Raw genomic sequence first — 23,418 nt, 5'->3', positions numbered from 1 at the left:
GATGTTGGCGAATGCCAATCGCTTGCACCTGGGTGGAGAGCGTCTGGCGGTCCGCGGAGCGGGCGGAGAATTGAGTCTACTTGCGCGTCGCCTTGGTCGCGCCGCGCAGGCCGGCCTGCTGCTGGATCGTGTCCAGCGCGCCGGAGGACTGCTCTTCCGTCACGAAGCGATTGAGCATGGGAAGCGCGTCCTCGCGTCCCCGGGGGATCGCGATGGCCATGTGCTCCAGCCCCCAATTGCCGTCGAGGATTTTCGCGCCCGGCATCTGGTCGGACATCTCGAACAGCGTCGGCTTGTTGGTGGCGTAAAGGTCGATCTCGCCGCGCCCGAACATGCCGATGGCGGCCTTGACGCTTTCGGCGGGAACGATGGTCGCGTTCTTGAACTTCGCCGGCAGCGTTCGCTCGGAGGTCGAGCCCTTGGTGACGCCGATCTTCACGCCGGGCTTGTCGATATCCTCGACCTTGCCGACCGGCGAGTTCGCCGGAACGAGATAGCCGAGCTCGATCGCCAGCACGGGCTGGCTGAAGCTGACCTCGCTGGCACGGGCCGGCGTGGCATTGGTCACGGTGAAATCGACCCGGCCGTCGTGAATCGCGGTGACGATGTCGGCGACGCGCTCGAACCTGACATAGTCGACACCGACGCCGAGCCGTTTTGCAAGCTCGTCGCCGAGATCGTAGGCGAGGCCGTGCGGCTTGCCGGCCGCATCTGTGACCATCGACGTCGGGCTGCCCGGATAGATGCCGACCCGCAAGGTGCCGCTCGGCGCCAGGAGCTTTGCTTCGCCGTCGGCCTTCGCGAACGAGCCGGAGAGGCCGACGGTTGCAAACGCGAGCAGGGCGGCGAGCGCACCGTGCCTCCAGGAAGATATCCTCATCAGACGATCCCGCCTTACTGCGCGCGGATGTTGGCGGCCTTCAGCACCGGCTCCCATTTGGTCGCCTCGGCGTGCATGTAGGCATCAAAGTCCTTGGCGGAGGAGCCGACCGGAGCTGCGCCGATCTTGCCGAGCGTCGACAGCACGCTGGGGTCTTGCAGCGCGGCCTTGAGGTCGGTATCGAGCCTGGACACGATCTCCGGCGGCATTTTTGCCGGGCCCAGCACGCCCCACCAGACCGAGACGTCGTAGCCTGGCACGCCAGCCTCGGCGATGGTCGGAACATCCGGCAGCGCCTTGGAGCGTTCGGCTGATGTCACCGCGAGCGCGCGCACCGGGCCGCCTTCGAGCTGGCCGATCGCCTCTGCAAGCGGATTGATGCTGAGCGGGATCTCGCCGGCGATGACGGCGGTCAGTGCCGGCGCGCCGCCCTTGTAGGGGATCGCGACGATCTTGGTGCCGGACATGTATTTGAGCAGCTCGCCGGCAAGATGCGCGGACGTGCCGTTGCCGGACATGCCGTAGGAGAGCTTGTCCGGCTCCTTCTTGGCAGCGGCCAGGAGATCGCCGAGCGTCTTGTAGGGGCTGTCCTTCGCCACCACGATTGCGAGTGGAGAAGAGGCCACTTCGGTGATCGCAGTGAAATCCTTGAACGTGTCATAGGGCACGCTCGGGTAGATGAACTGGTTGAGCGGATGGCCGCTCGCGACCAGGATCAGCGTGTAGCCGTCGGGTGCGGCCTGCGTCAGCGCCTGCGAGGCGACGATGCCGCCGGCGCCGGGACGGTTGTCGATCACCGGCTGCTGGCCCCAGGTCTTGGCCAACGCCTGGCCCAGCGTGCGCGCGAGCACGTCGACCGCACCGCCGGCCGCGTAGGGCACCAGGATGTGGACCGGCTTGCTCGGATAGTTCTCGGCCTGCGCGGCGTTCGCCGCCAGCAGCAAGCCCGCACCGACCACGAGCCGACCAATTGTTGTGTTCAAACCCAGCATTTTCCCAGCACTCCATTCGCGCCCCTGCGGCGGTCTTTCGAACCGCCCGGGGACGTCTCGCATCGTTGTTGTTGACGAGACCTGATCTTTTGTACGATAGTACAAATAACATGGTACGCAAGCCCACCAGCAAGGAAACGGCCCGCAAGCCGAACATGCGCGAGGCGATCCTCGCCGCGGCCGAGGAGCTGTTCGCCACCAACGGCTTCAATGCCGTGTCCGTGCGCGACATCGCACAGGCCGCCGGCGCCAATCCCGGCAGCGTGACCTATCATTTCAAGACCAAGGACGGCCTGTTGCTGGAGATCTACCGGCGCCATTGCGGGCCGATGAATCTCCGCCGCTCCGAGCTGCTCGCCGCCGCCAGGCGCGTGCGCGATCTCCAGGACCGGCTGGAGGCGATCGTGCGGGCCTATGTGGTGCCGGCCTTCACCTCGGGCAGCGATCTTGCCGGTGGCGGGGCGCGCTTTACGCGGCTGCGTGCCGTGATGTCGGCGGAAGGCAATGAGGTTGCGCGAAAAATCATCGCGCAGACCTTCGACGACACCAGCCACGCCTTCATCGACGCGGTCCACGACAGCCTGCCGCACATTCCGCGCACCGACATCGTCTGGCGCAGCCATTTCCTGCTCGGTGCACTCTATTATTCGCTGGTGACGCCGGACCGCGTCTCGCGCCTGTCGCGCGGCGAGGCCGACGGCAGCGACGCCGCCAGCGCCATCGAGCAACTGGTGCAAGCCACCGTCGCCGCGTTCCAGGCACCGCCGCTCGACCAGCCGGCGCGCCGGCGGCAGGTCGTCAGCAGCAAGACTTGAAGAAGCGGTCACGCTCGGCGGTTCACCTGATGACGATGATGTACACGCCGACGATTCCGCCGCCCGATCCGAACACGCGCACGCCGAAGTTCAAGCTGCCGAAACTGTCGTGCGACGCGCATTGCCACATCTTCGGACCCGGCGCGAAATATCCCTATGCGCCCGATCGTTCCTACACGCCGCCGGACGCACCGCTGGAGGATTTCCGTGCGCTGCACGCCAAGCTCGGGGTGGAGCGGGCGGTCATCGTCAATGCGAGCGTGCACGGGACCGACAACACGGTCGCGCTCGATGCGATCGCAGAGAGCAATGGCGCCTACCGTGCGGTCGCCAATATCGACGACACCATCACCGAACGTGGACTTCGCGTGCTGCACGACGGCGGCTTCCGCGGCTGCCGCTTCAATTTCGTCCGCCATCTCGGCGGCGTTCCCGACAAGCGCGTGTTCGACCGCATCGTTGCGATGGTCGCGCCGCTCGGCTGGCACATCGACCTGCATTTCGACGCGATCGACCTGCCTGAATATGCCGACATGCTGACGAAGCTGCCGCTGAGCTACACCATCGACCACATGGGGCGGGTGAAGGCGTCGGACGGGCTCGACCAGCTTCCGTTCAGGATTTTGATCGAGCTGATGCAGCGCGACGAGAAATGCTGGGTCAAGATCTGCGGCTCCGAGCGTGTGTCCTCGGCCGGCCCGCCCTTCACTGACGCCGTGCCGTTTGCGCGCAAGATCGTCGAGACTGCGGTTGACCGTGTCATCTGGGGCACGGACTGGCCGCATCCCAACGTCAAGGTGATGCCGAATGACGGCGACCTCGTCGATTTGATCCCGCTGTTCGCGCCGGAGCCGGAGGTCCAGCAGAAGATCCTCGTCGACAACCCCGCGCGCCTGTTCGAGTTCGACCAATGACGTCATTCGCGATCGACAAGCCGCGCGGCCGCGCCTGGTGGAAGGAGCTCTGGATCCAGGTGCTCATCGCCATGGCGGCCGGCATCGCGCTTGGGATCGTAAGCCCCGAGGCGGGTGCCAAGATGCAGCCGCTTGGGGATGCCTTCATCAAGGCGATCCGGATGCTGATCGCGCCGATCATCTTCTGCACCGTCGTGCACGGCATCGCCCATATGGCCGACATGGCGCGCGTCGGGCGCGTCGCGGTGAAGGCGATCGTCTATTTCGAGATCATGACCACGATCGCGCTGATTATCGGGCTCGTCGCGGTGAACCTGCTCAGGCCTGGCGTCGGCATGAACATCGATCCCGCCAGCATCAATGCCAGCGCGATCGAGCCATACGTCAAGCAAACTAGCGTCATCGGCTTCGTGCCGTTCCTGATGAACATCGTTCCCGCCACGTTCATTGGCGCGTTTGCCGAGGGCAACATCCTCCAGGTGCTGTTCATCTCCGTTCTGTGCGGCTTTGCATTGGTGCAGCTCGGCGAGCGCGCCGCGCCGCTGGTGCATCTGATCGACCTCGCCGCCAAGATGGTGTTCGCCGTCGTCGGCTTCGTGATGTGGGCGGCGCCGATCGGGGCGTTCGGCGCCATTGCCTTCACGGTCGGCAAGTTCGGCGTCGGCTCGCTGGCCTCGCTCGGTAAGCTGCTGGGCGGCTTCTATCTCACTTGCGTCATCTTCATCATCGTGGCGCTCGGTCCCGTGGCGCGGCTGTGCGGCTTCTCGCTGCTCAAGCTGATCCGTTACATCTGGGAAGAGCTGCTGATCTGCATCGCCACGACCTCGTCCGAGACCGTGCTGCCGCGGATGCTGACCAAGCTGGAGAAGGCGGGCTGCGAGAAGAGCGTGGTTGGCCTCGTGATCCCGACCGGCTATTCCTTCAATCTCGACGGCACCTGCCTTTACCTCGCCGCGGCCTCGGTGTTCCTGGCGCAGGCGACCAACACGCCGTTCGGGCTCGCCGAGCAGGTCGAGCTGCTGCTGATCCTGCTCGTGACCTCCAAGGGCGCGGCGGGGATCGCCGGCGCGGCCTTCGTCGTGCTGGCGGCGACGCTGTCGGCGACCGGCACCATTCCGGTGACGAGCGTCGCGCTGGTGCTCGGCATCCATCGCCTGATGTCGCAGGGGCTGACGCCGACCAATTTGATCGAGAACGCGGTTGCGACCATCGCGATCGCCAAATGGGAAGGCGCGCTCGACGGCGAGCGCTTGAGGCGCGTGCTCGACGGCGAGGAACAAGCGGCCATCACAGCCTGATGAATTGGCTGCCTGCATGAGGCGGGTGGCCTATGATGCCTACGAACGAAAGAGGGGAGTTTGTCCCATGAAAACAGGTCTCGTCGTCACCGCCCATCCGGGCGATTTCGTCTGGCGCGCCGGCGGTGCCATCGCGCTGCATGCGAAAAAGGGCTATCGCATGAAGATCGTCTGCATGTCCTTCGGCGAACGCGGCGAGAGCCAGTTTGCCTGGAAGGAGAAGGGCGCGACGCTGGAATCGGTCAAGGCCGGCCGCAAGGACGAGGCGGAGCGGGCGGCCAAGCTGCTCGGTGCCGAGATCGAGTTCTTCGACTGCGGCGACTATCCGCTGAAGCTGACGGAAGCGCATTTCGACCGCATGGTCGACATCTACCGCGAGCTCAATCCGAGCTTCGTGCTGACGCATGCGCTGGAAGACCCCTATAATTTTGACCATCCGAACGCCGCGCATTTCGCGCAGGAGACCCGCGTGGTCGCGCAGGCCATGGGCCACAAGCCCGGCGCGCAGTACAAATATTCGGCTCCGCCGGTGTTCCTGTTCGAGCCGCACCAGCCGGAGCAGTGCAATTACAAGCCGGACCTGCTCCTCAAGATCGACGAGGTCTGGAAGGAGAAGTACGAGGCGTTCCAGATCCTGGCCGCACAGAAGCATCTCTGGGGCTATTACGAGCGCGTTGCGCTCAACCGCGGCATCCAGGGCAGCCGCAACACCGGCGTGCCGATGACGTATGGCGAGGCCTATCAGCGGCTGTTTCCGACGGTTGCGGAGGAGCTGGCATGAAGTCCGTCGTCGTTCGCAGCATCAAGCGTGCCGATCCCGCCGGAATGGCGGAGTACGGCGTCTCGACCGTGCACGAGGCCTATGGCCGCATCGGCCTGATGAAGCCATATTTGCGTCCGGTCTGGGCAGGTGCTGCGATCGCTGGTCCCGCCGTCACCGTGCTGGCGCAGCCCGGCGACAACTGGATGATCCATGTCGCGGTCGAGCAGTGCAGGAAAGGCGACATCCTCGTCGTCGGCTGCACCACCGACAACACCGATGGCATGTTCGGCGAGCTGCTCGCGACCTCGCTCCAGGCGCGTGGCGTGCAGGGGCTGATCATCGATGCCGGCTGCCGCGACGTCAAAGCGCTGCACGAGATGAAGTTTCCGGTGTGGTCGCGCGCGGTCTCGGCCAAGGGCACGGTCAAGGCTACGCTCGGCTCGGTCAACGTCCCCGTGGTCTGCGCCGGCGTCAACGTCGATCCCGGCGACATCATCGTCGCCGATGACGACGGCGTAGTGGTGGTGCCGAAGCGCTATGCTGCCGAGGTCGCCGTAAAGGCGAAGAAGCGCAACGCGGACGAAGGCGGCAAGCGCAAGCGGCTGGCCTCGGGCGAACTCGGTCTCGACATGTACGGCATGCGCGAGGCGCTGGCGAAGGCCGGTCTTGTCTATGTCGACAATCCCGAGGACGTCTGAGCGAAATAAGGGAAGCGGAGCGGGCGGATGGATCGTCTCAAGCTGAAGGCCGTGCTCGGAAGTCACCCCCATGTCCAGGCGGTGAAGAGCGGCGAGCTGCGCTCCGACCTGTTCGACCTCGACTTCATCGAGTACACGCCGACCAACACCGCGTTCAAGCCGATGGTGCGCGAGCAGGCGTTCGATGTCTGCGAGATGGCGATCGTCACCTATCTGATGGCGAAGGCCCACGGCAAGCCGCTGGTGCTGCTGCCGGCGACCATGCTCGGGCGTTTCCAGCATTCCTATGCGCTGTATAATCCCTCGCATGGGACGCTCGGGCCGTCCGATCTCGAAGGCAAGCGCGTCGGCATCCGCTCCTTCACGACGACGACGGGCGCCTGGATCAGGGGCATCCTCGCCAACGATTACGGCGTCGATCTCGACAACATTCGCTGGGTGACGTTCGAGGATCCGCATGTCGCCGAATATGTCGACACCACCGAGCGCGCGCCGAAGGACAAGAAGATCCTGCAGATGCTGCTCGACGGCGAACTCGATGCCGTCCTCGGCGAGACCTCCAACGATCCCAGGCTGAAGCCGCTGTTCCCGGATCCTGCGACGGAAGCCGCCACATGGCACGCCCGCCGCGGTGTCGTGCCGGTCAATCATCTCGTGGTCGTGACCGAACAGCTTGCGAAATCGCGGCCTGATGTGGTCGCGGGCGTCTATGATCTCCTCAAGCGGAACAAGGCGCAGGTGGGACCCGCCGCAACGCCGGACCTCGTCCCGTTCGGGATCGAAGCCAACAGGAAGCCGCTCGAATTGATCGTCGACTATGCATTCCAGCAGGCGTTGATCCCGCGCCGCTATGCGGTCGAGGAGCTGTTCGACGAGACGACGCGAGGATTGAACTGATGTCGGATCCGAGACGATGGCAGATTGGGCTGGTCGGCTACGGCGAGGTCGGCCGGATATTGGCCGAGGATTTGCGCCAGCAGGACATCAAGGTTGCCGCCTATGACATCAAGCTCGGTGGCGAGCAGGACGCTGCGCTGAAACAGCATGCGGCGAAGTTCGGTGTTGGCCTTGCGGCGTCTCACGCCGAGCTGACCGCGAAATCCGATTTCATCATCTCTGCGGTCACGGCAAGCCAGGCCGTGCCGGTCGCAAAGGCCTGCGCCGCCGCGATCAATCAGGGCACCTGGTTCCTCGATTTCAACTCGGCCTCGCCCGGCGCCAAGCAGCGCGCCGCCGCGCTGATCGACGGCGCTGCCGGGCGCTACGTCGAGGGTGCGGTGATGACCTCGGTGCCGCCGTATCGCATCAAGGTGCCGCTGCTGCTCGGCGGCCCCGGTGCCAGGGAGCTGGAGCCGCTGCTGAACGCCATCGGCTTTGCGGCGAAGGTCGCGAGCGACAAGCTCGGCGTGTCCTCCGCGGTGAAGATGTGCCGCAGCATCATGATCAAGGGCCTCGAGGCCATGGTCATCGAAAGCTTCACCACCGCGCGCGCCTATGGCGTGGAGGATGCCGTGCTGGCCTCGCTCGCAGAAACGTTTCCCGCCATCAATTGGGAGACGCAGGGCGCCTATTTCTTCCAGCGCGTGATCGAGCATGGCCGCCGGCGTGCCGAGGAGGTGCGCGAAGTTGCCGAGACGGTACGCGAAGCGGGACTGACGCCGTGGTCGGCGCAGGGCACGGCCGAGCGGCAGGCCTGGGTGGCCGATCTCGCCGATGAAGGGCTGTTCGGCACCAGGGGCACCGGGGAGTTTGCCCGTAGCGCCGACTGGCGCATCGAGGCCGACCGGATCCTCGCGAAGATCAATCGCGCGAAGTAGGGCGACGCCAGCCCAGGACTATGCCGCGCCAACGCCCATGAGCTCGTCGCGGGTGCGTTCGATCAATGCCATCAGGCTTTCGGCCTTGCGGACCAGCCGATCACTCGCAGCTTCAGTCCGGAATTCTGCGCGGATCGCCCGAATGCACTTGTCGGCCGTGTCGAGCGCCATAAGCGCACGTGTCAGGTCATCCTGAGTCTGGACATCAGCGAGATCGAGGTCCGACAGGACGTGCCCGATGCCGTCGAGCCGCTTCACGGCGACCTCGCTGGGTGTTCTTGCTCGAACGGAATGAATGTCGATGCTGCTGAATGCGCTGAACATGTCCATGCTTCCCCGTTGAATGCAGACTTCAGTGCAGGCCCTACTATGACCGGCACCGCGGGACTTGCAATGCGCGCACCTATCGGGAATCGGAGAGAATCTACTATCCGGGATTCTACCGTATTCGGAATTCTGGAAAGCTTGGCGGTAAAATCGAACGGAAAGCGGCCGGTCGTCAGCAGGATTTCCCTACTATCCTGCCGTTCGCGGCGACGAGCCTGCCGTCCTTGTAGACGGAGCGCCCTTGCGGCACCGCGACGACGGCCTCGGGAACGTGTTCTGCATTCAGCGCCACGAAATCGGCCTTCGCGCCGATTCGCAGGCCATAGCCTTCGAGCCGGAGCGCCTTTGCGCCTGATGCGGTGACGACGTCGAATGCGGCGCGCAGTTCCTCGTCGATGTTGAAGCCGGAACGGTAGCCGAGCGTCGTGGCCCGGCGCAGCATGTCGCCGTCGCCATAAGGCCACCAGGAATCGCGGATGTTGTCGTTGCCGCTGAAGACGGTCACGCCGGCATTGCGCAAGGCGAGGATCGGCGGAAACGGCCGCGCGCCCGGCGCGTTGGTCATGATCGCGACGCCTGAGCGGGCGAGGATGTCGGCGACCTTCTTGAGGTAATCCGCGGGGATGTCGCCGAGCCCGTAGGCGTGGCTGACTGCAACGCGCCCCTCCATGCCGAGCGCGCGCGTGCGTGCCGCAATCTGCTCGATCTCGAAGGCGCCCAATGTGCCCATGTCGTGCAGATGGATGTCAATGTCGACGCCGTGCTTATTGGCGACGCCGAACACGACGTCGAGATGCTTTTCAACGTCGCGATCGAAGCTCGCGGGATCGAGCCCGCCGACGAGGTTGGCGCCAAGTCCGATGGCCTCGTCGAGCAGTTGCGCCGTGCCCGGGCTCGACAGGATGCCGCTCTGGGGAAAGGCGACGAGCTGGATGTCGATCAGGCCGTTGTATTCCTCGCGCACGCGCAGGATCGTCTCGAGCGATTTCAAGCCGACCGAGCCGTCGACCATGACGTGGCTGCGCATCTGCGTGGTGCCGTGTCCGATGCAGAGATCGAGCTGGTTGCGCGCCCGCACGTCCATCGGCGCGGCCTCGGCCATGTTTTGCGCCTGGAAGGCGACGCGTTCGTGCACGTTGAATCCGTCGGTGCACGGCTTGTGCGGCCGCCAGGCGTCGCCATAGAAACTGGTGTCGAGATGAATGTGGCCTTCGACGAAGCCGGGAACGACGAGGGCATCTTTGAGGTCGATCGTCTCGGCACCGGCGGGTGGCTGGTCAACGGACGTGATTGCGGCGATGCGTCCGTCCTTGACCGCGATGTGATGGCGGGTGCCGCCGTCGAAGCGTGCGTTGAGGAAGAGTGTGTCGAAGGCCATCCGGTTCCTCCATTGGATGATCTGCGGAGTGTTGCGCGGGCCGCGGGGCGGGCGCAAGGCACGGCAAGGTGAGGGCTGCTCAGCGTCCGGGGCTGAACAGAGTGGGCCGCTGCCGCGCAAAAGTCTGCCGGCCAGCCTTGAAGCCCATCATGACATCAGGAAGCTCGGCGATGGCGAAGCGGCTGTCTTGCGTGTCGAGCACGATGAGATCGGCGGGATTGCCGACCTTGATGCCGTAATCGCCGAGGTTCATCAGCCGTGCCGGCAGTTCGGTCACGAGATCGAGGCAGATGTCGAAGTCGCTGACCGAGGCGTGGGCGACGTTGGCGTAGAAATTCGCCATCCGCAGCAGCGAGGCGTCGCCGAACGGCGTGAACGGATTGAGCACGTTGTTGGTCGCGACCGAGCACAACACCCCGTCTCCGGCGAGCTTGTGGGCGAGCGTCAGTCCGCGCGGCGCGTTGTGGGTGGCCTCGCGCCCCATCAAATAGAGATCGGTCGCGGGCAGCACGGTGACGGCAACGCCGGCTTTCGCCAGTTGCGCGGTGGCGGCTTTCAGCGGCTCCGGCGGCAACGCGGAGAGTTTCGTGGCATGACCAACCGCCACGCGTCCCCCGTAGTTGTGCCGCTCGGTTTGCCGGCACACCTCGTCGAGGTGCCACCAGGATGGGTCGAGGTCGAAATCGAGATGGAGATCGACGTCGACGTCGAATTCCTGCGCGAGATTGAAGATGCGCTCGAGGTGAGCATTCGGGTCGGTGTCCATATAGGGACAGCCGCCGATGGTCTCGCCGCCGTCGCGCAGCGCCTGGATCAGCAGGTCCTCAGCTCCGGGGTCGTTGGTCAGGCCCTCCTGCGGAAAGACGCAGAGCGACAGGTCGATCGCCCAGGCATAGTCGCGCTTGAGCGCCTTGACAGCTTCGAAGCCGCGCAAGCCGATACGCGGGTCGATCTCGACATGCGTGCGCATGCGCGTCGTGCCGTGCACGATCGCGCGCTCGAGCACGCGGGCACCGCGCGCATAGACGTCCTCGACCGTAAAGTCCTTTTTCATCCCGGCAACGGCACGGATCGCCTCCGAGACGCTGCCGTGATTGTGCCCGCAGCGGCCGAGCAGGCAGGCCTTGTCGAGGTGGATGTGGGTGTCGACGAAGCCGGGCAAAGCGAGGTGTCCGCCGACATCGACCTCGACGGCCTCGCAGGTCAGCCCTGGCTCGATCGCGGCGATGCGGCCGCCCTTCACGCCGATATCGACGGGTGCGGCGGATGATCGCAACAGCGCGTTCCGGAAGATCAGGTCGAAGGCGGTCTGACTGGTCATGGCACTTGCGGGCGGAATTTAGAGCAATCGGCCGAGATTGGCGGCTCCAGATTGTCGGCAGTCTAGCGAAGGAAATGTTCAAAATATATGCACGGAGTTCGCGGGAGTGGCGTTAGTATTCCGCAAACCCGGGAGAATTAGCATGTCCGTTGCCGCACGAGCCGAAACCGCTCCGTTGTCCGATGCCGCGATTGTGGAAGCCTATCTTACGGCATCGATGATCCCTGATCCCGATGCTGCGGCAGCCTATATGGCGCCGGGTACGGTGATTACCTTCACCGGCGGACGCGAGTTCGATCATCCGCGCGGCCTGACAGGCTTCAACGCCAAGCGCTACCGCTGGGTCAAGAAGAAGATGGACCGATTCGACGTCTGCCCCGGCGATGGCGAAACCATCGTTTATGGCGTCGGCACGCTTTACGGCGAGTGGAAGGACGGTACACCGTTCGAGGGCAACCGTTACATCGATCGCTTCGTGGTGCGGAACGGCAAGATCACCAAAATGGACGTCTGGAACGACAGCGCGGAGCGCATCCTGGTCCAACGGAGCATCGACGCGTAAGGGCTATCTCGGTGCCCGGGGCGAGCCGCTCCGCCGGAGACAACTGCCGCGCGTCATATCGAAAGTCGCGATAGCTGGTAGACGCGGCCTCGTCTGGCGGCTGGCGCATGTCTGGGCTATCACCGCCGCGATCGCGTCTCGACACGAGTCGACGACCCCCTTGAGGAGCAGCCGATGCGCTTACCCACCGTTATCCTGGCCCTGACATGTCTTGCGGGCGCAGCTTCAGCCGAAGACCTGTCGGGCACGCTCCAGAAGGTCAAGGAGACGAAGAAGATCACGCTCGGCTATCAGGAGGCGTCCGTTCCCTTCAGCTATCTGGACGGAAACCAGAAGCCGGTCGGCTTTGCCATGGACATCTGCCTGAAGATCGTCGACGCCGTGAAGAAGCAGCTTGGCATGCCCGACATCGCCGTCGAGACTCTCGCGGTGACGTCGTCGAACCGCATCCCGCTGATGGTCAACGGCACGCTCGACCTGCATTGCTCGGCGACCACCAACAACGCCGACCGCCAGAAGCAGGTCGCCTTCACCAACACGCACTTCCTCAGCGCGACGCGGTTTGCTGCGAAGAAGGCCGCCAAGATCAACACCATCGACGATCTCAAGGGCAAGGCGGTCACGGCAGTGGCCGGGTCGGTCAACCTGACCCAGCTCGCCAAGGTCAACACCGAGCGCACTCTCGGCATCAACATCATGCCGGCCAAGGACCAGGCCGAGGCCTTCCTGCTGCTGGAGACCGACCGCGCCCAGGCCTACGCGCTCGATGACGTCCAGCTCGCGGTCGCGATTGCGCGCTCCAAGGAGCCGGCGCTGTTCATGATCAGCGAAGAGACGTTCTCGAAGCCGGAGCCCTACGGGATCATGTTGCGGCGGGAGGACGCGCCGTTCAAGGCGCTGGCCGATCGCGCCACGGCAGAGCTCTACGCAAGCCCGGAGATCGAGGTGCTTTACAGGAAGTGGCTGGAATCGCCGACGCCGCCGAACGGCCTGAACTACAACGTCCCGATGTCGCCGGCCCTGCGCAATGCCTACAAGAAGCCGAGCTCGAGCGCCGATCCGGATGTCTATGTGGTGAACTGAGGCGAGGTGGTTTTCACCTCTCCCCGCTGGGGAGAGGTGGGCACTGCGAGCTCAGCTTGATCTAAGTTAGCGCGTCCGCGGCGTATCCAGCAACTGGCCGGCCAGCGCCGCGCCGATTGCTGCAATCGCAGCCATCGCCAGCGCCCAGGTCGCGAACAGCCGATGACCGATCAGCGCGCCGCTCAAGAGCGGGGCGCTGATATTTGCGCCCGACATCAGGGACTGATTGAGGCCCATGATCATGCCCTGACGGTTGACCGCGGTCGCGCGCGACAATTCCGCGGTCAGCGTGCTGCGGGCGAACATGGTGCCCACGATGATCAGCGTCAGATAGATCGCGAGCAGGCTGACATTGTTGCCGGCCGCCAACCCCGCGAATCCAAGGCCCATGCAGGCGAACGCTGCCATCACGATGGCGCGGTCGGAAGCGATCAGGTTCGCGCGCGCGATCAACAGTCCCTGGACCATCATGTTGATGAAGCCCGCATAGGCGAACATCCAGCCGAGCTCGCGTGCCCCGAAGGGATGCCCGTCCCAGGAGAACCGCGCCGAGAGGAACAGGCCGATCTGCGACAGGAACATCGAATTGACGAAGAAGAAGACGATGAGCAGGCCGAGCAGTCGCCAGGCGTAGCGCATGCCGAGCAGGCTGCGCGTCAGCGTCGGCTCAGGCACGCGATGCTGGTAGAGCGGCTCGGAGGCCGGATGATCGGGCGGGAGTAGGGCGATGGTCGCGAACATGCTGATCAGCGAGAGCGCCGCCGCAGCCCAGATTGGCGCGGTCTGGCCGTAGTGCACGAGGAAGCTCGACAGCGCGGGGCCGAGCAGCAGCCCGGTTCCGATCGCGCCGCTGGTCATGCCGAGCGCCTGCTTGCGCGTTGCCGGCGCGCTGTGCTCGGCGGCATAGGCGTGAGCGACCGAGATGTTGCCTGATGTCAGGCCGTCGATGATGCGCGCCAGGAACACCAGTGTCAGGTTGCCCGCCAATGCCAGCAGCACAAATCCAATGAACGTCCCGATTTGGCTGACCAGCAGGACCTTTCTGCGACCGTAGCGGTCCGAGAGCATGCCGACCACGGGGCCGGCAACGAGCTGGCAGACGGCATAGACCGAGATCAGCGCACCGAGCAGGAAGGGCGTGGCGCCGAGCCGCTGCGAATAGAACGGCAGCAGCGGCAGGATGATTCCCATTCCCGTGGCATCCACGGCTACGACGACGAAGGTCGGGACGAGCGTCAGCGCGCTCTCGCCCGCTATCGCCTCTCGTGCCTCAATCGCGGAACCCGGTCCCATCCTGCGTCGTCCCCGTTCGCATTTGCGTGATCGATCGCGCTACGCCGGGTTATATAGTTGCAGGCTAATAGTTCGCGTCCTATCTAATTTGCATGGCACCCTCGCAAGGCTTTATCCATGCCGAAATCGGCCGGCTCATCACGCGCCTCGGCAGGATGTGGCGGCGCGAGTCCGATCAGGCCTTGTCCGATCACGGCCTGTCCTATGCGACCGCGATTCCGCTGCTGCTGCTGTCGCGCCAGGGTGAGAACGTGCGTCAGGGCGTGCTTGCCGACGAGCTCGGCATCGAGGGGCCATCGCTGGTGCGTCTGATCGACCTGCTCCAGGCCGAAGGCCTGGTGGAGCGCCGCGAGGACCCGACCGACCGGCGTGCCAAAACGCTACATCTGACGAAGGCGGGCGAGGCCAAGGTCGAGGAGACCAATCGCGTGCTGCGTAGGGTGCGGGCAAGCCTGCTCAAGGATATCGGCGCGGATGAACTTGCGATAACCTTCGAGACGCTCCAGCGCATCGAGCAGCGGGCCGGTCGCCTGCATGAAGCCAAGATGTTTGCCAGGACGTTTGCAGAGTCGAAATAGTCATGCGCGCAGACGAGCCGTTCCTGGTCCGCCACGCGGACCTCGTTTTCGCTTTGAAGACGTTCGCCGCGTCGATGCTGGCGCTCGTCATCGCGCTCGCCATGGACCTGCCGCGGCCCTATTGGGCGATGGCGACAGTCTACATCACCTCGCAGCCGCTGGCGGGCGCGACCAGCTCGAAGGCGTTCTTCCGGGTGATGGGCACGCTGGCTGGCGCGGCCATGACGGTCGCGCTGGTGCCGAACCTAATCGATGCGCCGGAACTCCTCTGCCTCGCCATCGCGCTCTGGGTCGGGCTCTGTCTTTATCTCTCGCTGCTCGACGGCACGCCGCGCAGCTACGTCTTCATGCTGGCCGGATACACGGTCGCGCTGATCGGCTTTCCCTCGGTGTCGGAGCCCGGCGCGATCTTTGACACTGCGGTGGCAAGGCTTGAGGAAATCTCGCTGGGTATCATCTGTGCCAGCCTGGTCTCGACCATCGTATTTCCCCGCAGCGTCGCGCCTGCTGTGGCTCACCGGGTCGACGCCTGGCTGGCGGACGCGCGCCGTCTCAGCCAGGTCGTGCTGTTGCGCGAGGGCACCAGCGAAACGCATCGCGCCAAGCGCCTCAAGCTGGCGACCGACATCGTCGAGATCGACACGCTCTCCACCCATCTCGCCTATGACCGGCTGACCGATCGCAATGCGGTGACCGGCCTCGGTGAAATCCGGCTGCGCATGCTGACGCTGTTGCCGGTGATCGCCTCACTGGAGGACCGGCTGGCGGCGCTCGGCGAGGAGGCCTTGCGGCGGCAACCCGGGCTGAAACGGCTCCTGGAGGATCTCGCGCAATGGATCGCGAGCGATGTCGGCGCGCGCCAGCCGGCCGAGCGAATCCGGGCCGCGATCTCGGAGCAGCAGGCGGTGCTCGATGACGGCGCCGACTGGGAACGGATCATCACCACCAGCCTGTTGTTGCGGTTGCGCGAGCTGGTCGACCTCTCGCGCGATTGCCGTGCGCTGACCGAGGCGATTGCCGAGAGCCGCAATGTTGCAACGATCGACCTGGCGTTTCATTCCGAGGCCGGTGCCGCGCCCGTCCGCCACCGCGACCGCGGCCTTGCATTGTGGTCGGCGGCCGGCGCGGTCGTGGCCATCCTGATCTGCTGCGCGTTCTGGATCGGGACCGGCTGGCCAGACGGCGCATCGGCGCCGATGATGGCAGCGGTCGCATGTTCGTTCTTCGCGGCGCAGGACGAGCCCGCCCGCTTCATTCGCAGTTTTGGCCGGTGGTCGCTGGTCGCCATCGTCGTCGTTGCGGTCTATCTGTTCGCGGTGGTCCCCGCGATCTCCCATATCGAGGTCCTGGTGGTCGCACTCGCGCCGACCTTTCTGCTCTACGGCTTCTTGATCGGCCGTCCGGCTACGGCGGGAACCGGGACGGCGCTCGCGGCCAACACTGCAACCCTGCTTGCAATCCAGTCGACCTACAGCGCGGACTTTGCGTCCTACGCCAATTCCGCCGTTGCCTTCTTCGTCGGCATCGTCGTCGCCGAGATCGTGACGCGGATCGCGCGCGGCGTCGGCGCGGAATGGATCGCCAATCGCCTGGTGCTGTCGAACTGGAAGTCGATCGCGGTCGCCGCCGAACGGCGCGGCAAGCGCGACCGCGCGGAGTTTGCGGGTCTCATGCTGCACCGGCTCGGGCTTCTGGTGCAGCGTATCGCGTTTCTGTCGGAGAGCGATCGCCGCGATACCGACAGCCTTGTCCAGCTTCGTATCGGGATCAACATCATCGACCTGCGCCGCGCGCGTTACGGGCTTGCGGCATCCACCATTGCCGTCATCGACGACATGCTCGATCGGCTCGCCGTCGCTTGCCGCGGCTACGCGGGCGACGGAATGCCGGCCGAGCTGCTGACCAGCGTCGACCGGGCGCTGGCCCAGGCGGTGAAGGATCCCAATGACAGCGCGCGCGAAGACGCCCTGATCGGCCTCGTCGGCATCAGGCGCGGCCTGTTCCCGGATGCACCGGCCTATCGGCCGCGGGCAGAGAGTGTTGCGGCATGAGATATGTGATCGACATCTACGGCGTGCTCGTGCCGTCGCTGCTGCTGTGGATCATTGTTGCTTACGTCCTCAGCGCGATTCTGCGCCGGCTCATGCAGCGCTTCGACCTCTACCGGCTGGTCTGGCACCGCGCGCTGTTCGATTTTTCGATCTTCGTCTGCCTTCTCGGCGGCGTCGTCTACCTCTCGGAGTATCTTTCATGAAGGGCAATTTTGCCTGGCTCGGCCGCCTCGCGCTGACCCTCATCGTTGTCGTCGCCGCGCTCGCAGTGGGCCGCGAGCTCTGGGTCTACTACATGGAGCAGCCCTGGACCCGCGACGGCCGCGTGCGCGCCGACGTGGTCCAGGTCGCGCCCGACGTGTCCGGATTCGTGACCGAGGTGCTGGTCAAGGACAACCAGAAGGTCCGCCGCGGCGACGTGCTGTTCCGGATCGACCGCGAACGTTTCGCGCTGGCGCTGCGCCAGGCCGAGGCGTCGGTTGCGGGTCATCAGGCGACGCTCGATCAGGCCAATGCCGATCTGAAGCGTTACAACGCGCTGACGACCGACGCGGTGTCGCAGCAGAAGCAGGAGCAGGTTCTCGCCACCCAGCTCCAGGCCAAGGCATCCTTCGATCAAGCCGTGGCCGATCGCGCGTTGGCGCAGCTCAACCTCGACCGCAGCGAGGTCCATGCCTCCGTGAACGGTGTGATCACCAACATGGACCTGCGCCCCGGCGCCTACGTCACGGCCGGGAAGGGCGTGATGGCGCTGGTCGATACCGACACGCTGCATGTGGAAGGCTACTTCGAGGAGACAAAGCTCGCGCGCATCCGCACCGGTGACAAGGTCCGGGTCCGCCTGATGGGCGAGAAGGTCACGCTGTCAGGCCGCGTCGAGAGCATCGCCGCCGGCATCGAGGACCGCGACCGCGCGGAGGGAGCCAGCATGCTCGCCAATGTCAACCCGACCTTCAGCTGGGTGCGGCTGGCGCAGCGTGTCCCGGTGCGCATCGCGCTCGATCCGGTGCCGGAGAACATGTCGCTGGTCGCCGGCCGCTCCGCGACGGTGGAGGTATTGGACTAGCGCAGCGAGCAGATGGATCGCGCCTGGCTTGGGGAAAAGCCGGCAATAAGCGTTTCAATGCCAAATCGTAGGGCTAATCCTGATTCGCGTGTGTGAGTCGGGGGAGCGTATGGGCGTTTGGTTTTTAGTCCTAGCAGCCTGCGTCGTCGGCGCGTTGCTCCTTTTGGCATTCTGCCGATAGGGCCGACTGCGGATGCTCTTGTTGCCGCGAAACATCAGCGAGCCGCTGAATAGCGGTTCCAGACCGATGGTTTTTGACTGTGCATGGATGAGCGCGTTCACTTCCAGCGTTGGAGGCGGACGTGAGTTGGTTGCTTGTGCTTATCATCGCTGCGAGCGCAATGGTGTTGATCGCTCATGCGATTGACGCGATGCGTTCCTGATACTCTTTGAGACCCGGTTTCATCGGTAGTCAAGTAAGCCAAGAGAATGTTCCGCGGCCAGCGAGTGTCAATTTGAGGAACTTGGCCCCGCGAGCCAAGGTTGTCACAGCAGGAGGAATACGATCATGCTTATGTTTTACCTGCCGATCATAATCTTCAACGCAATGCTCGAAGCAATTACGAAGCAGAAGAATGTGCCGGTATCCATCGATGAGCCGCCAAGCTTCGATTAGACTCCGATCTCAATGCGTTGGCTTCGATGCTTGCTGAGGCCAACGTCCCCTCAGGCATTTGAATACTTCTTCAGCTCGAACCGTGCGATCTGGTTCCTGTGTACCTCGTCCGGGCCGTCAGCAAGGCGCAGCAAACGTGCGGTGGCATAGGCCTGAGTCAGGCCGAAATCGTTCGAGGTGCCGCCGCCGCCATGGGCCTGGATCGCCCAGTCGATGACCTGGCAGGCCATGTTGGGCACGGCGACCTTGATCATCGCGATCTCGCTTTTCGCCACCTTGTTGCCGACCGTGTCCATGGCGTAGGCGGCGTTGAGCGTCAGCAGCCGGGCCTGTTCGATCATGATGCGGGATTCCGCGATGCGCTCCTGCGTCACTGTCTGCTCGGAGACCGGCTTGCCGAAGGCGACGCGGCTGCGCACGCGGCGGCACATCTTTTCCAGCGTGCGTTCAGACAAGCCAATCAGGCGCATGCAGTGGTGGATGCGGCCGGGGCCGAGGCGCCCCTGCGCGATCTCGAAGCCGCGGCCTTCGCCGAGCAGCATGTTCTCCTTCGGGACCCGCACATTGGTGAAGACGACCTCGGAGGCGCGGTCGGGCACGCCGTAGAAGCCGAACACGGGGAGAGGACGCTTCACCTCGATGCCTGATGTATCCATCGGCACCAGGATCATGGATTGCTGCTTGTGGCGGTCCGGATTGTCAGGATCGGTCTTGCCCATGAAGATGCAGATCTTGCAGCGCGGGTCGGTCGCGTTGGTGGTGTACCATTTGCGCCCGTTGATGACGTAATGGTCGCCGTCGCGCACGATCGAGCTCTCGATGTTGGTCGCGTCGGACGAGGCGACCGCAGGCTCGGTCATCGCGAAGCAGGAGCGGATCTCACCCGCGAGCAGCGGCTTCAGCCAGCGCTCCTTGTCCTCTTTCGTGCCGTAGCGCTCGAGCACCTCCATGTTGCCGGTGTCGGGCGCCGAGCAGTTGAACACTTCGGGCGCAAGATGCGAGCGGCCCATCACTTCGCAGAGCGGGGCATATTCTAGATTGGTGAGGCCCGCGCCGTGGCTCGATTCCGGCAGGAACAGGTTCCAGAGGCCTTCCGCGCGCGCGAGCGGCTTCAGTTCTTCGACGACGGGATAGACCTTCCAGGGCCCGAGCTCCTCGGCCTCGCGGTAGAACCGTTCCTCATTGGGATAGATGTGCCGGTCCATGAAGCTTTCGAGCTTGCGCTTGAGCTCGACGACTTTGGGCGACATCGGGTAAAGCATCTTACGTCTCCTTGATCGATGGACGGCGCGGACTTCAGCGTGATCGCGTGCCGCTTCAAGCGACGCGGTATTCCCTGAACTTCTCGCGCAACGCCGATTTGAGCACCTTTCCGGTGCCGGTCATCGGGAATTCGTCCAGGAACTCGACGGCGTCAGGCATCCACCAGCTCGCGATCTTCGGGCGCATGTGGTCGAGCAGCGCCTTGCCGTCGACGGTCGCGCCCTTCTTGCGAACCACGAGGAGCAGGGGACGCTCCTGCCACTTCTCATGCGCAATCGCGACCACGGCAGCTTGCAGCACGTCGGGATGAGACAAGGCGACGTCCTCGAGCTGGATCGAGGAGATCCACTCGCCGCCGGACTTGATCACGTCCTTGGAGCGGTCGGTCAGCGTGACGTGGCCCTGCGGGTCGATCACGGCCATGTCGCCGGTGATCAGCCAGCCGTCGCGGTCGAGGCCTTCGTCGAGCTTCATATAGCCCGAGGCGACCCAGGGACCACGCGCGCGCAGATGGCCGACGGTCTTGCCGTCGCGCGGCAGCTCGACGCCGCCGTCGTCGACGATGCGCAAGGCGGTGCCGAAACAGGCCCGGCCCGAGACCTGTCGGCGGTCGAACTTCTCCTTGTCGCTGAGGTGCTCCGAGCCGGGACGCAGGCCCGGCATCGAGCAGCCCAGAGCCTCGGTCATGCCCCAGGCCTGGATGTAGTCGATGTTGTAGTCGCGCTTCAGCTTCTCGACCATGGCGCGCGGCGGGGCCGAGCCCGACGACAGCGTTGCACGCAGGGTGGAGAATCTGTTGCCGGTGCGGCCGAGCCAGTCGAGCAGGATCAGCCAGAAGCTCGGCACCCCCGCCGACAGCGTCACCTTCTCGCCTTCGAGCAGCTCATACAGCTTGTCGGGCTCATAGTTGCGGCCGGGCAGCACCAGCTTCGAGCCGGTATAGGGCGCGGTGAACGGCATATTCCAGCCATTGCCGTGGAACAGTGGCGCCATCGGCATCATCACCTCGCGCACGCCTTCGACGTGCCCGGGCAGGAAGTCGAAGCTGCTGCAGGTCATGGTCTGCAGGATCGCGGCGCGGTGCGAATAGATCACGCCCTTGGGATTTCCCGTCGTCCCCGAGGTGTAGCAGATGGTGGAGGCGGATTTTTCGTCGAACTCCGGCCAGGTGAAGCCGGCGTCGTTCTCTCGTCCGAGAAGCTCCTCGTAGCAATGGACGTTTACAAGCTTCGTCTCCGGCATCCGCTCGCGCGAGGACATCACGACGTAAGCCTCGATCGTCTTCAATTGCGGCGCGATCGCCTCGACGATCGGCAGCGTGGCGCGGTCGACGAACAGCAGGCGGTCTTCGGCGTGGTTGATGATGTAGACGAGCTGCTGGGGAAACAGGCGCGGATTGACGGTGTGCAGCACATAGCCCATGCCCGGCGTGGCGTAGAACATCTCGAAATGGCGGTGGGTATTCCAGGCCAGCGTGCCGACGCGGTCGCCTTGCTTCATGCCGAGACGCTTCAAGGCCAGCGCCATGCGCTTGATGCGTGGGAGAGCGTCCGCATAGGTGTAGCGATGGATGTCGCCCTCGATCTCGCGCGCGACGATCTCCGCCTCGCCGTGATAGTCGGCGGCGTACTGGATCAGGCCGCTGATCAGGAGCGGCATGTCCATCATCAATCCCTGCATCATTTCCTCCGGATCGCCATGTCGTTGTATGGCGCTTGTGATTTGCGCGCGAGGTTACCGGAACGTCACGCGCCGTTCACGCAAAAAACGGCAGACGTGATTGCATGCGTCACTTTTTCAAGGCTAACGTGAGGAGAGCTGCCGGCGAAGCAGCGTCTGTCGTGGAGGAAATGGATGTCAGCGGAAAGACACAAGACCGGCGCAGCCGGCGCACCTACGGTCGATCTTTCCGCACTTCGCGCGCGCTATCGCGACGAGCGCGATCGCCGTCTGCGCGCCGAGGGCAAGGCGCAATATGTCGAGGTATCAGGCGATTTCGGCCGCTATCTCGACGATCCCTGGGCCGATCCCGGATTTGCGCGCGATGCCGTCAGCGAAGCGACCGAAGTGCTCATCGTCGGCGGCGGCTTTGGCGGCCTGCTCTGCGGCGCGCGCCTGCGCGAGGCCGGCATCGCGGATTTTCGCATCGTGGAAAAGGCCGCCGACTTCGGCGGCACCTGGTACTGGAATCGCTACCCCGGTGCGGCCTGCGATACCGAGAGCTACATCTATCTGCCGCTGCTGGAGGAGACCGGCTATATGCCGGTGCGCAAATATGCGCGGGCGCCGGAGATTTACGAACACTCCCGCCGCATCGGCTGCCACTTCGGCCTGTACGAGCGCGCGCTGTTTCAGACCGTCATCTCGCGCATGGAATGGCAGGAGCGGGAGGCGCGCTGGCTGGTCGAGACCGATCGCGGCGATCGCATCCGCGCGCGGTTCGTCATTCTGGCCGGCGGCCCGCTGAGCCGGCCGAAGCTGCCGGGCATTCCCGGCATCGAGAGCTTTGGGGGACACAGCTTTCACACCAGCCGCTGGGACTACGCCTACACCGGCGGTACGGCTGAAGGCGGTCTCGCCGGCCTTGCCGACAAGCGCGTCGGCATCATCGGCACCGGCGCCACCGCCGTGCAATGCGTGCCGCATCTCGGCCGCTCGGCGAAGGAGCTCTATGTCTTCCAGCGCACGCCGTCGGCGATCGGCGTGCGCGACGACCGGCCGACGGATCAGACCTGGGCGCAGAGCCTCAGGCCCGGCTGGCAGCGCGAGCGCATGGACAATTTCACCGCGGTGATCTCGGGCGAGCCGTTCGAGCAGGATCTGGTCCAGGATGGCTGGACCGGCCTGCTTGGCGAGATCCTGCTCGCGCCGCGCCGCCAGCCACAGCCGGTGACCTCGCTGGAGGAGGCGTTGAAGGTCATCGAGCAGGCCGACTACCGCAAGATGGAGGAGATCCGCGCGCGCGTCGATGCCGTGGTGAAGGACGAGGCGGCCGCGGCCGCGCTCAAGCCCTGGTACAAGGCGTTCTGCAAGCGGCCCTGCTTCCACGACGAATATCTCGACACCTTCAATCGCCCCAACGTGCATCTCGTCGATACCAAAGGGCAGGGCGTCGAGCGCATCACGGAGAATGCCGTGATCGTCGATGGCAAGGCCTATGAGCTCGACTGCCTGATCTATGCCAGCGGCTTCGAGGTCGGCACCGATTACGCCCGCCGGATGGGCTTCGAGGTCTATGGCCGCGACGGCATGAGCCTGTCCGAGCGCTGGCGCGACGGCGTCAGGACGATGCACGGCTTCTACAGCCGCGGCTTCCCGAACTGCTTCCTGATCGTCACGGTGCAGGCCGGCCAGAGCGCCAACTTCCCGCACATCATCGACGAGCAGTCGCAGCACATCGCCTATGTGATCGATCAGGCGCGCAAGCGCGGCGCCAGAACGCTGGAGCCGACGCTCGCTGCCGAGAACGCCTGGGTCGAGGAGGTCGTGAAAGCCGCGCTCGGCCGTCAGACTTACTTGGCCGAATGCACGCCCGGCTATTACAACAACGAGGGCGTGTTCGATCCGATCGCGGCAAGAAACAGCCAATATTGGCGCGGGCCGGTGGCGTTCCTGCGGTTGCTCGACAAGTGGCGCAAGGAGGGCAATTTGGAGGGGCTGGAATTGAGTTACGAGACCGCTGCGGAGGCCCGGGCTTGAGCGG

The 23,418-nt window shown here is 64.6% G+C and carries 22 protein-coding genes; 14 read left to right on the top strand and 8 right to left on the bottom strand.

The window, feature by feature from the left end:
- Positions 1 to 76 precede the first annotated feature (76 nt).
- On the bottom strand, positions 77 to 880 hold the full coding sequence (locus tag ACVWW6_RS32990; protein ID WP_456682130.1) for an ABC transporter substrate-binding protein: 804 nt from the start codon (positions 878 to 880) through the stop codon (positions 77 to 79).
- Positions 881 to 894: 14 nt separating this feature from the next.
- Complete coding sequence (locus ACVWW6_RS32985; protein WP_456682129.1) at positions 895 to 1,872, bottom strand: tripartite tricarboxylate transporter substrate binding protein; 978 nt, start codon at positions 1,870 to 1,872, stop codon at positions 895 to 897.
- Positions 1,873 to 1,982: 110 nt separating this feature from the next.
- Between ACVWW6_RS32985 and ACVWW6_RS32980 the strand changes: the two genes are divergently transcribed.
- From ACVWW6_RS32980 to ACVWW6_RS32950, 7 genes are all read left to right on the top strand, one after another.
- Positions 1,983 to 2,687, top strand: a complete 705-nt coding sequence (locus ACVWW6_RS32980; RefSeq protein WP_456682128.1) for a TetR/AcrR family transcriptional regulator — start codon at positions 1,983 to 1,985, stop codon at positions 2,685 to 2,687.
- Positions 2,688 to 2,716: 29 nt separating this feature from the next.
- On the top strand, positions 2,717 to 3,601 hold the full coding sequence (locus ACVWW6_RS32975) for an amidohydrolase family protein (RefSeq protein WP_456683210.1): 885 nt from the start codon (positions 2,717 to 2,719) through the stop codon (positions 3,599 to 3,601).
- Positions 3,598 to 4,899, top strand: coding sequence for a C4-dicarboxylate transporter DctA (dctA, locus tag ACVWW6_RS32970; protein ID WP_456682127.1), 1,302 nt, complete (start codon positions 3,598 to 3,600; stop codon positions 4,897 to 4,899). The genes ACVWW6_RS32975 and dctA overlap by 4 nt, the downstream gene beginning before the upstream one ends.
- A gap of 67 nt (positions 4,900 to 4,966) precedes the next feature.
- A complete protein-coding gene (locus ACVWW6_RS32965) occupies positions 4,967 to 5,680 on the top strand; it encodes a PIG-L deacetylase family protein (RefSeq protein WP_011086622.1) in 714 nt (237 codons plus the stop codon).
- A complete protein-coding gene (locus tag ACVWW6_RS32960; protein ID WP_456682126.1) occupies positions 5,677 to 6,360 on the top strand; it encodes a 4-carboxy-4-hydroxy-2-oxoadipate aldolase/oxaloacetate decarboxylase in 684 nt (227 codons plus the stop codon). Before ACVWW6_RS32965 ends, ACVWW6_RS32960 begins: the two co-directional genes overlap by 4 nt.
- A 27-nt stretch (positions 6,361 to 6,387) precedes the next feature.
- Positions 6,388 to 7,257 carry a hypothetical protein gene (locus ACVWW6_RS32955; RefSeq protein ID WP_456682125.1) on the top strand — a complete coding sequence of 290 codons (870 nt, stop codon included), beginning with the start codon at positions 6,388 to 6,390 and terminating at the stop codon, positions 7,255 to 7,257.
- Positions 7,254 to 8,177 carry a DUF1932 domain-containing protein gene (locus ACVWW6_RS32950; RefSeq protein WP_456683209.1) on the top strand — a complete coding sequence of 308 codons (924 nt, stop codon included), beginning with the start codon at positions 7,254 to 7,256 and terminating at the stop codon, positions 8,175 to 8,177. The genes ACVWW6_RS32955 and ACVWW6_RS32950 overlap by 4 nt, the downstream gene beginning before the upstream one ends.
- Positions 8,178 to 8,195: 18 nt before the next feature.
- Here ACVWW6_RS32950 and ACVWW6_RS32945 read toward each other — a convergent pair whose 3' ends face one another.
- The 3 genes from ACVWW6_RS32945 to ACVWW6_RS32935 form a co-directional block, all read right to left on the bottom strand.
- Positions 8,196 to 8,501: a hypothetical protein gene (locus tag ACVWW6_RS32945; RefSeq protein ID WP_060913046.1), complete on the bottom strand. Its 306-nt coding sequence runs from the start codon at positions 8,499 to 8,501 to the stop codon at positions 8,196 to 8,198.
- A 175-nt stretch (positions 8,502 to 8,676) separates the two neighbouring features.
- Positions 8,677 to 9,882 (bottom strand): amidohydrolase family protein, encoded by a 1,206-nt coding sequence (locus tag ACVWW6_RS32940; RefSeq protein ID WP_456682124.1) that lies wholly within the window; start codon positions 9,880 to 9,882, stop codon positions 8,677 to 8,679.
- A gap of 79 nt (positions 9,883 to 9,961) precedes the next feature.
- Positions 9,962 to 11,203, bottom strand: a complete 1,242-nt coding sequence (locus ACVWW6_RS32935; protein WP_304552682.1) for an amidohydrolase family protein — start codon at positions 11,201 to 11,203, stop codon at positions 9,962 to 9,964.
- Positions 11,204 to 11,345: 142 nt separating this feature from the next.
- Between ACVWW6_RS32935 and ACVWW6_RS32930 the strand changes: the two genes are divergently transcribed.
- Together ACVWW6_RS32930 and ACVWW6_RS32925 are read left to right on the top strand one after the other, a co-directional pair.
- Positions 11,346 to 11,765 (top strand): nuclear transport factor 2 family protein, encoded by a 420-nt coding sequence (locus tag ACVWW6_RS32930; protein ID WP_456682123.1) that lies wholly within the window; start codon positions 11,346 to 11,348, stop codon positions 11,763 to 11,765.
- Between the two features lie 174 nt (positions 11,766 to 11,939).
- Complete coding sequence (locus tag ACVWW6_RS32925) at positions 11,940 to 12,848, top strand: amino acid ABC transporter substrate-binding protein (RefSeq protein WP_028170907.1); 909 nt, start codon at positions 11,940 to 11,942, stop codon at positions 12,846 to 12,848.
- A 66-nt stretch (positions 12,849 to 12,914) separates the two neighbouring features.
- Here the strand turns inward: ACVWW6_RS32925 and ACVWW6_RS32920 are convergent, their stop codons facing one another.
- Positions 12,915 to 14,141, bottom strand: coding sequence for an MFS transporter (locus ACVWW6_RS32920; RefSeq protein WP_456682122.1), 1,227 nt, complete (start codon positions 14,139 to 14,141; stop codon positions 12,915 to 12,917).
- Between the two features lie 92 nt (positions 14,142 to 14,233).
- Between ACVWW6_RS32920 and ACVWW6_RS32915 the strand changes: the two genes are divergently transcribed.
- From ACVWW6_RS32915 to ACVWW6_RS32900, 4 genes are read left to right on the top strand one after another with little or no spacing between them, the layout of a single operon-like run.
- Positions 14,234 to 14,719, top strand: a complete 486-nt coding sequence (locus ACVWW6_RS32915; RefSeq protein WP_028170909.1) for a MarR family winged helix-turn-helix transcriptional regulator — start codon at positions 14,234 to 14,236, stop codon at positions 14,717 to 14,719.
- Between the two features lie 2 nt (positions 14,720 to 14,721).
- Positions 14,722 to 16,770 carry an FUSC family protein gene (locus ACVWW6_RS32910; RefSeq protein ID WP_456682121.1) on the top strand — a complete coding sequence of 683 codons (2,049 nt, stop codon included), beginning with the start codon at positions 14,722 to 14,724 and terminating at the stop codon, positions 16,768 to 16,770.
- Positions 16,767 to 16,973: a DUF1656 domain-containing protein gene (locus tag ACVWW6_RS32905; protein WP_028170911.1), complete on the top strand. Its 207-nt coding sequence runs from the start codon at positions 16,767 to 16,769 to the stop codon at positions 16,971 to 16,973. The genes ACVWW6_RS32910 and ACVWW6_RS32905 overlap by 4 nt, the downstream gene beginning before the upstream one ends.
- Positions 16,970 to 17,836: an efflux RND transporter periplasmic adaptor subunit gene (locus ACVWW6_RS32900; RefSeq protein ID WP_161535309.1), complete on the top strand. Its 867-nt coding sequence runs from the start codon at positions 16,970 to 16,972 to the stop codon at positions 17,834 to 17,836. The genes ACVWW6_RS32905 and ACVWW6_RS32900 overlap by 4 nt, the downstream gene beginning before the upstream one ends.
- Before the next feature lie 666 nt (positions 17,837 to 18,502).
- Here the strand turns inward: ACVWW6_RS32900 and ACVWW6_RS32895 are convergent.
- Together ACVWW6_RS32895 and ACVWW6_RS32890 are read right to left on the bottom strand one after the other, a co-directional pair.
- Positions 18,503 to 19,714, bottom strand: a complete 1,212-nt coding sequence (locus ACVWW6_RS32895) for an acyl-CoA dehydrogenase family protein (RefSeq protein ID WP_028170912.1) — start codon at positions 19,712 to 19,714, stop codon at positions 18,503 to 18,505.
- A gap of 55 nt (positions 19,715 to 19,769) precedes the next feature.
- On the bottom strand, positions 19,770 to 21,395 hold the full coding sequence (locus tag ACVWW6_RS32890; protein ID WP_456682120.1) for a long-chain fatty acid--CoA ligase: 1,626 nt from the start codon (positions 21,393 to 21,395) through the stop codon (positions 19,770 to 19,772).
- A gap of 174 nt (positions 21,396 to 21,569) precedes the next feature.
- On the opposite strand from ACVWW6_RS32890, the gene ACVWW6_RS32885 reads away from it, so the two are divergent.
- Positions 21,570 to 23,414, top strand: a complete 1,845-nt coding sequence (locus ACVWW6_RS32885) for a flavin-containing monooxygenase (RefSeq protein WP_456682119.1) — start codon at positions 21,570 to 21,572, stop codon at positions 23,412 to 23,414.
- Positions 23,415 to 23,418: the final 4 nt, after the last annotated feature.

This window comes from Bradyrhizobium sp. USDA 3311 (assembly GCF_054062495.1).
Note: the sequence above shows the minus strand (reverse complement) of the source record. Positions and strands in the feature narration are given on the sequence as shown.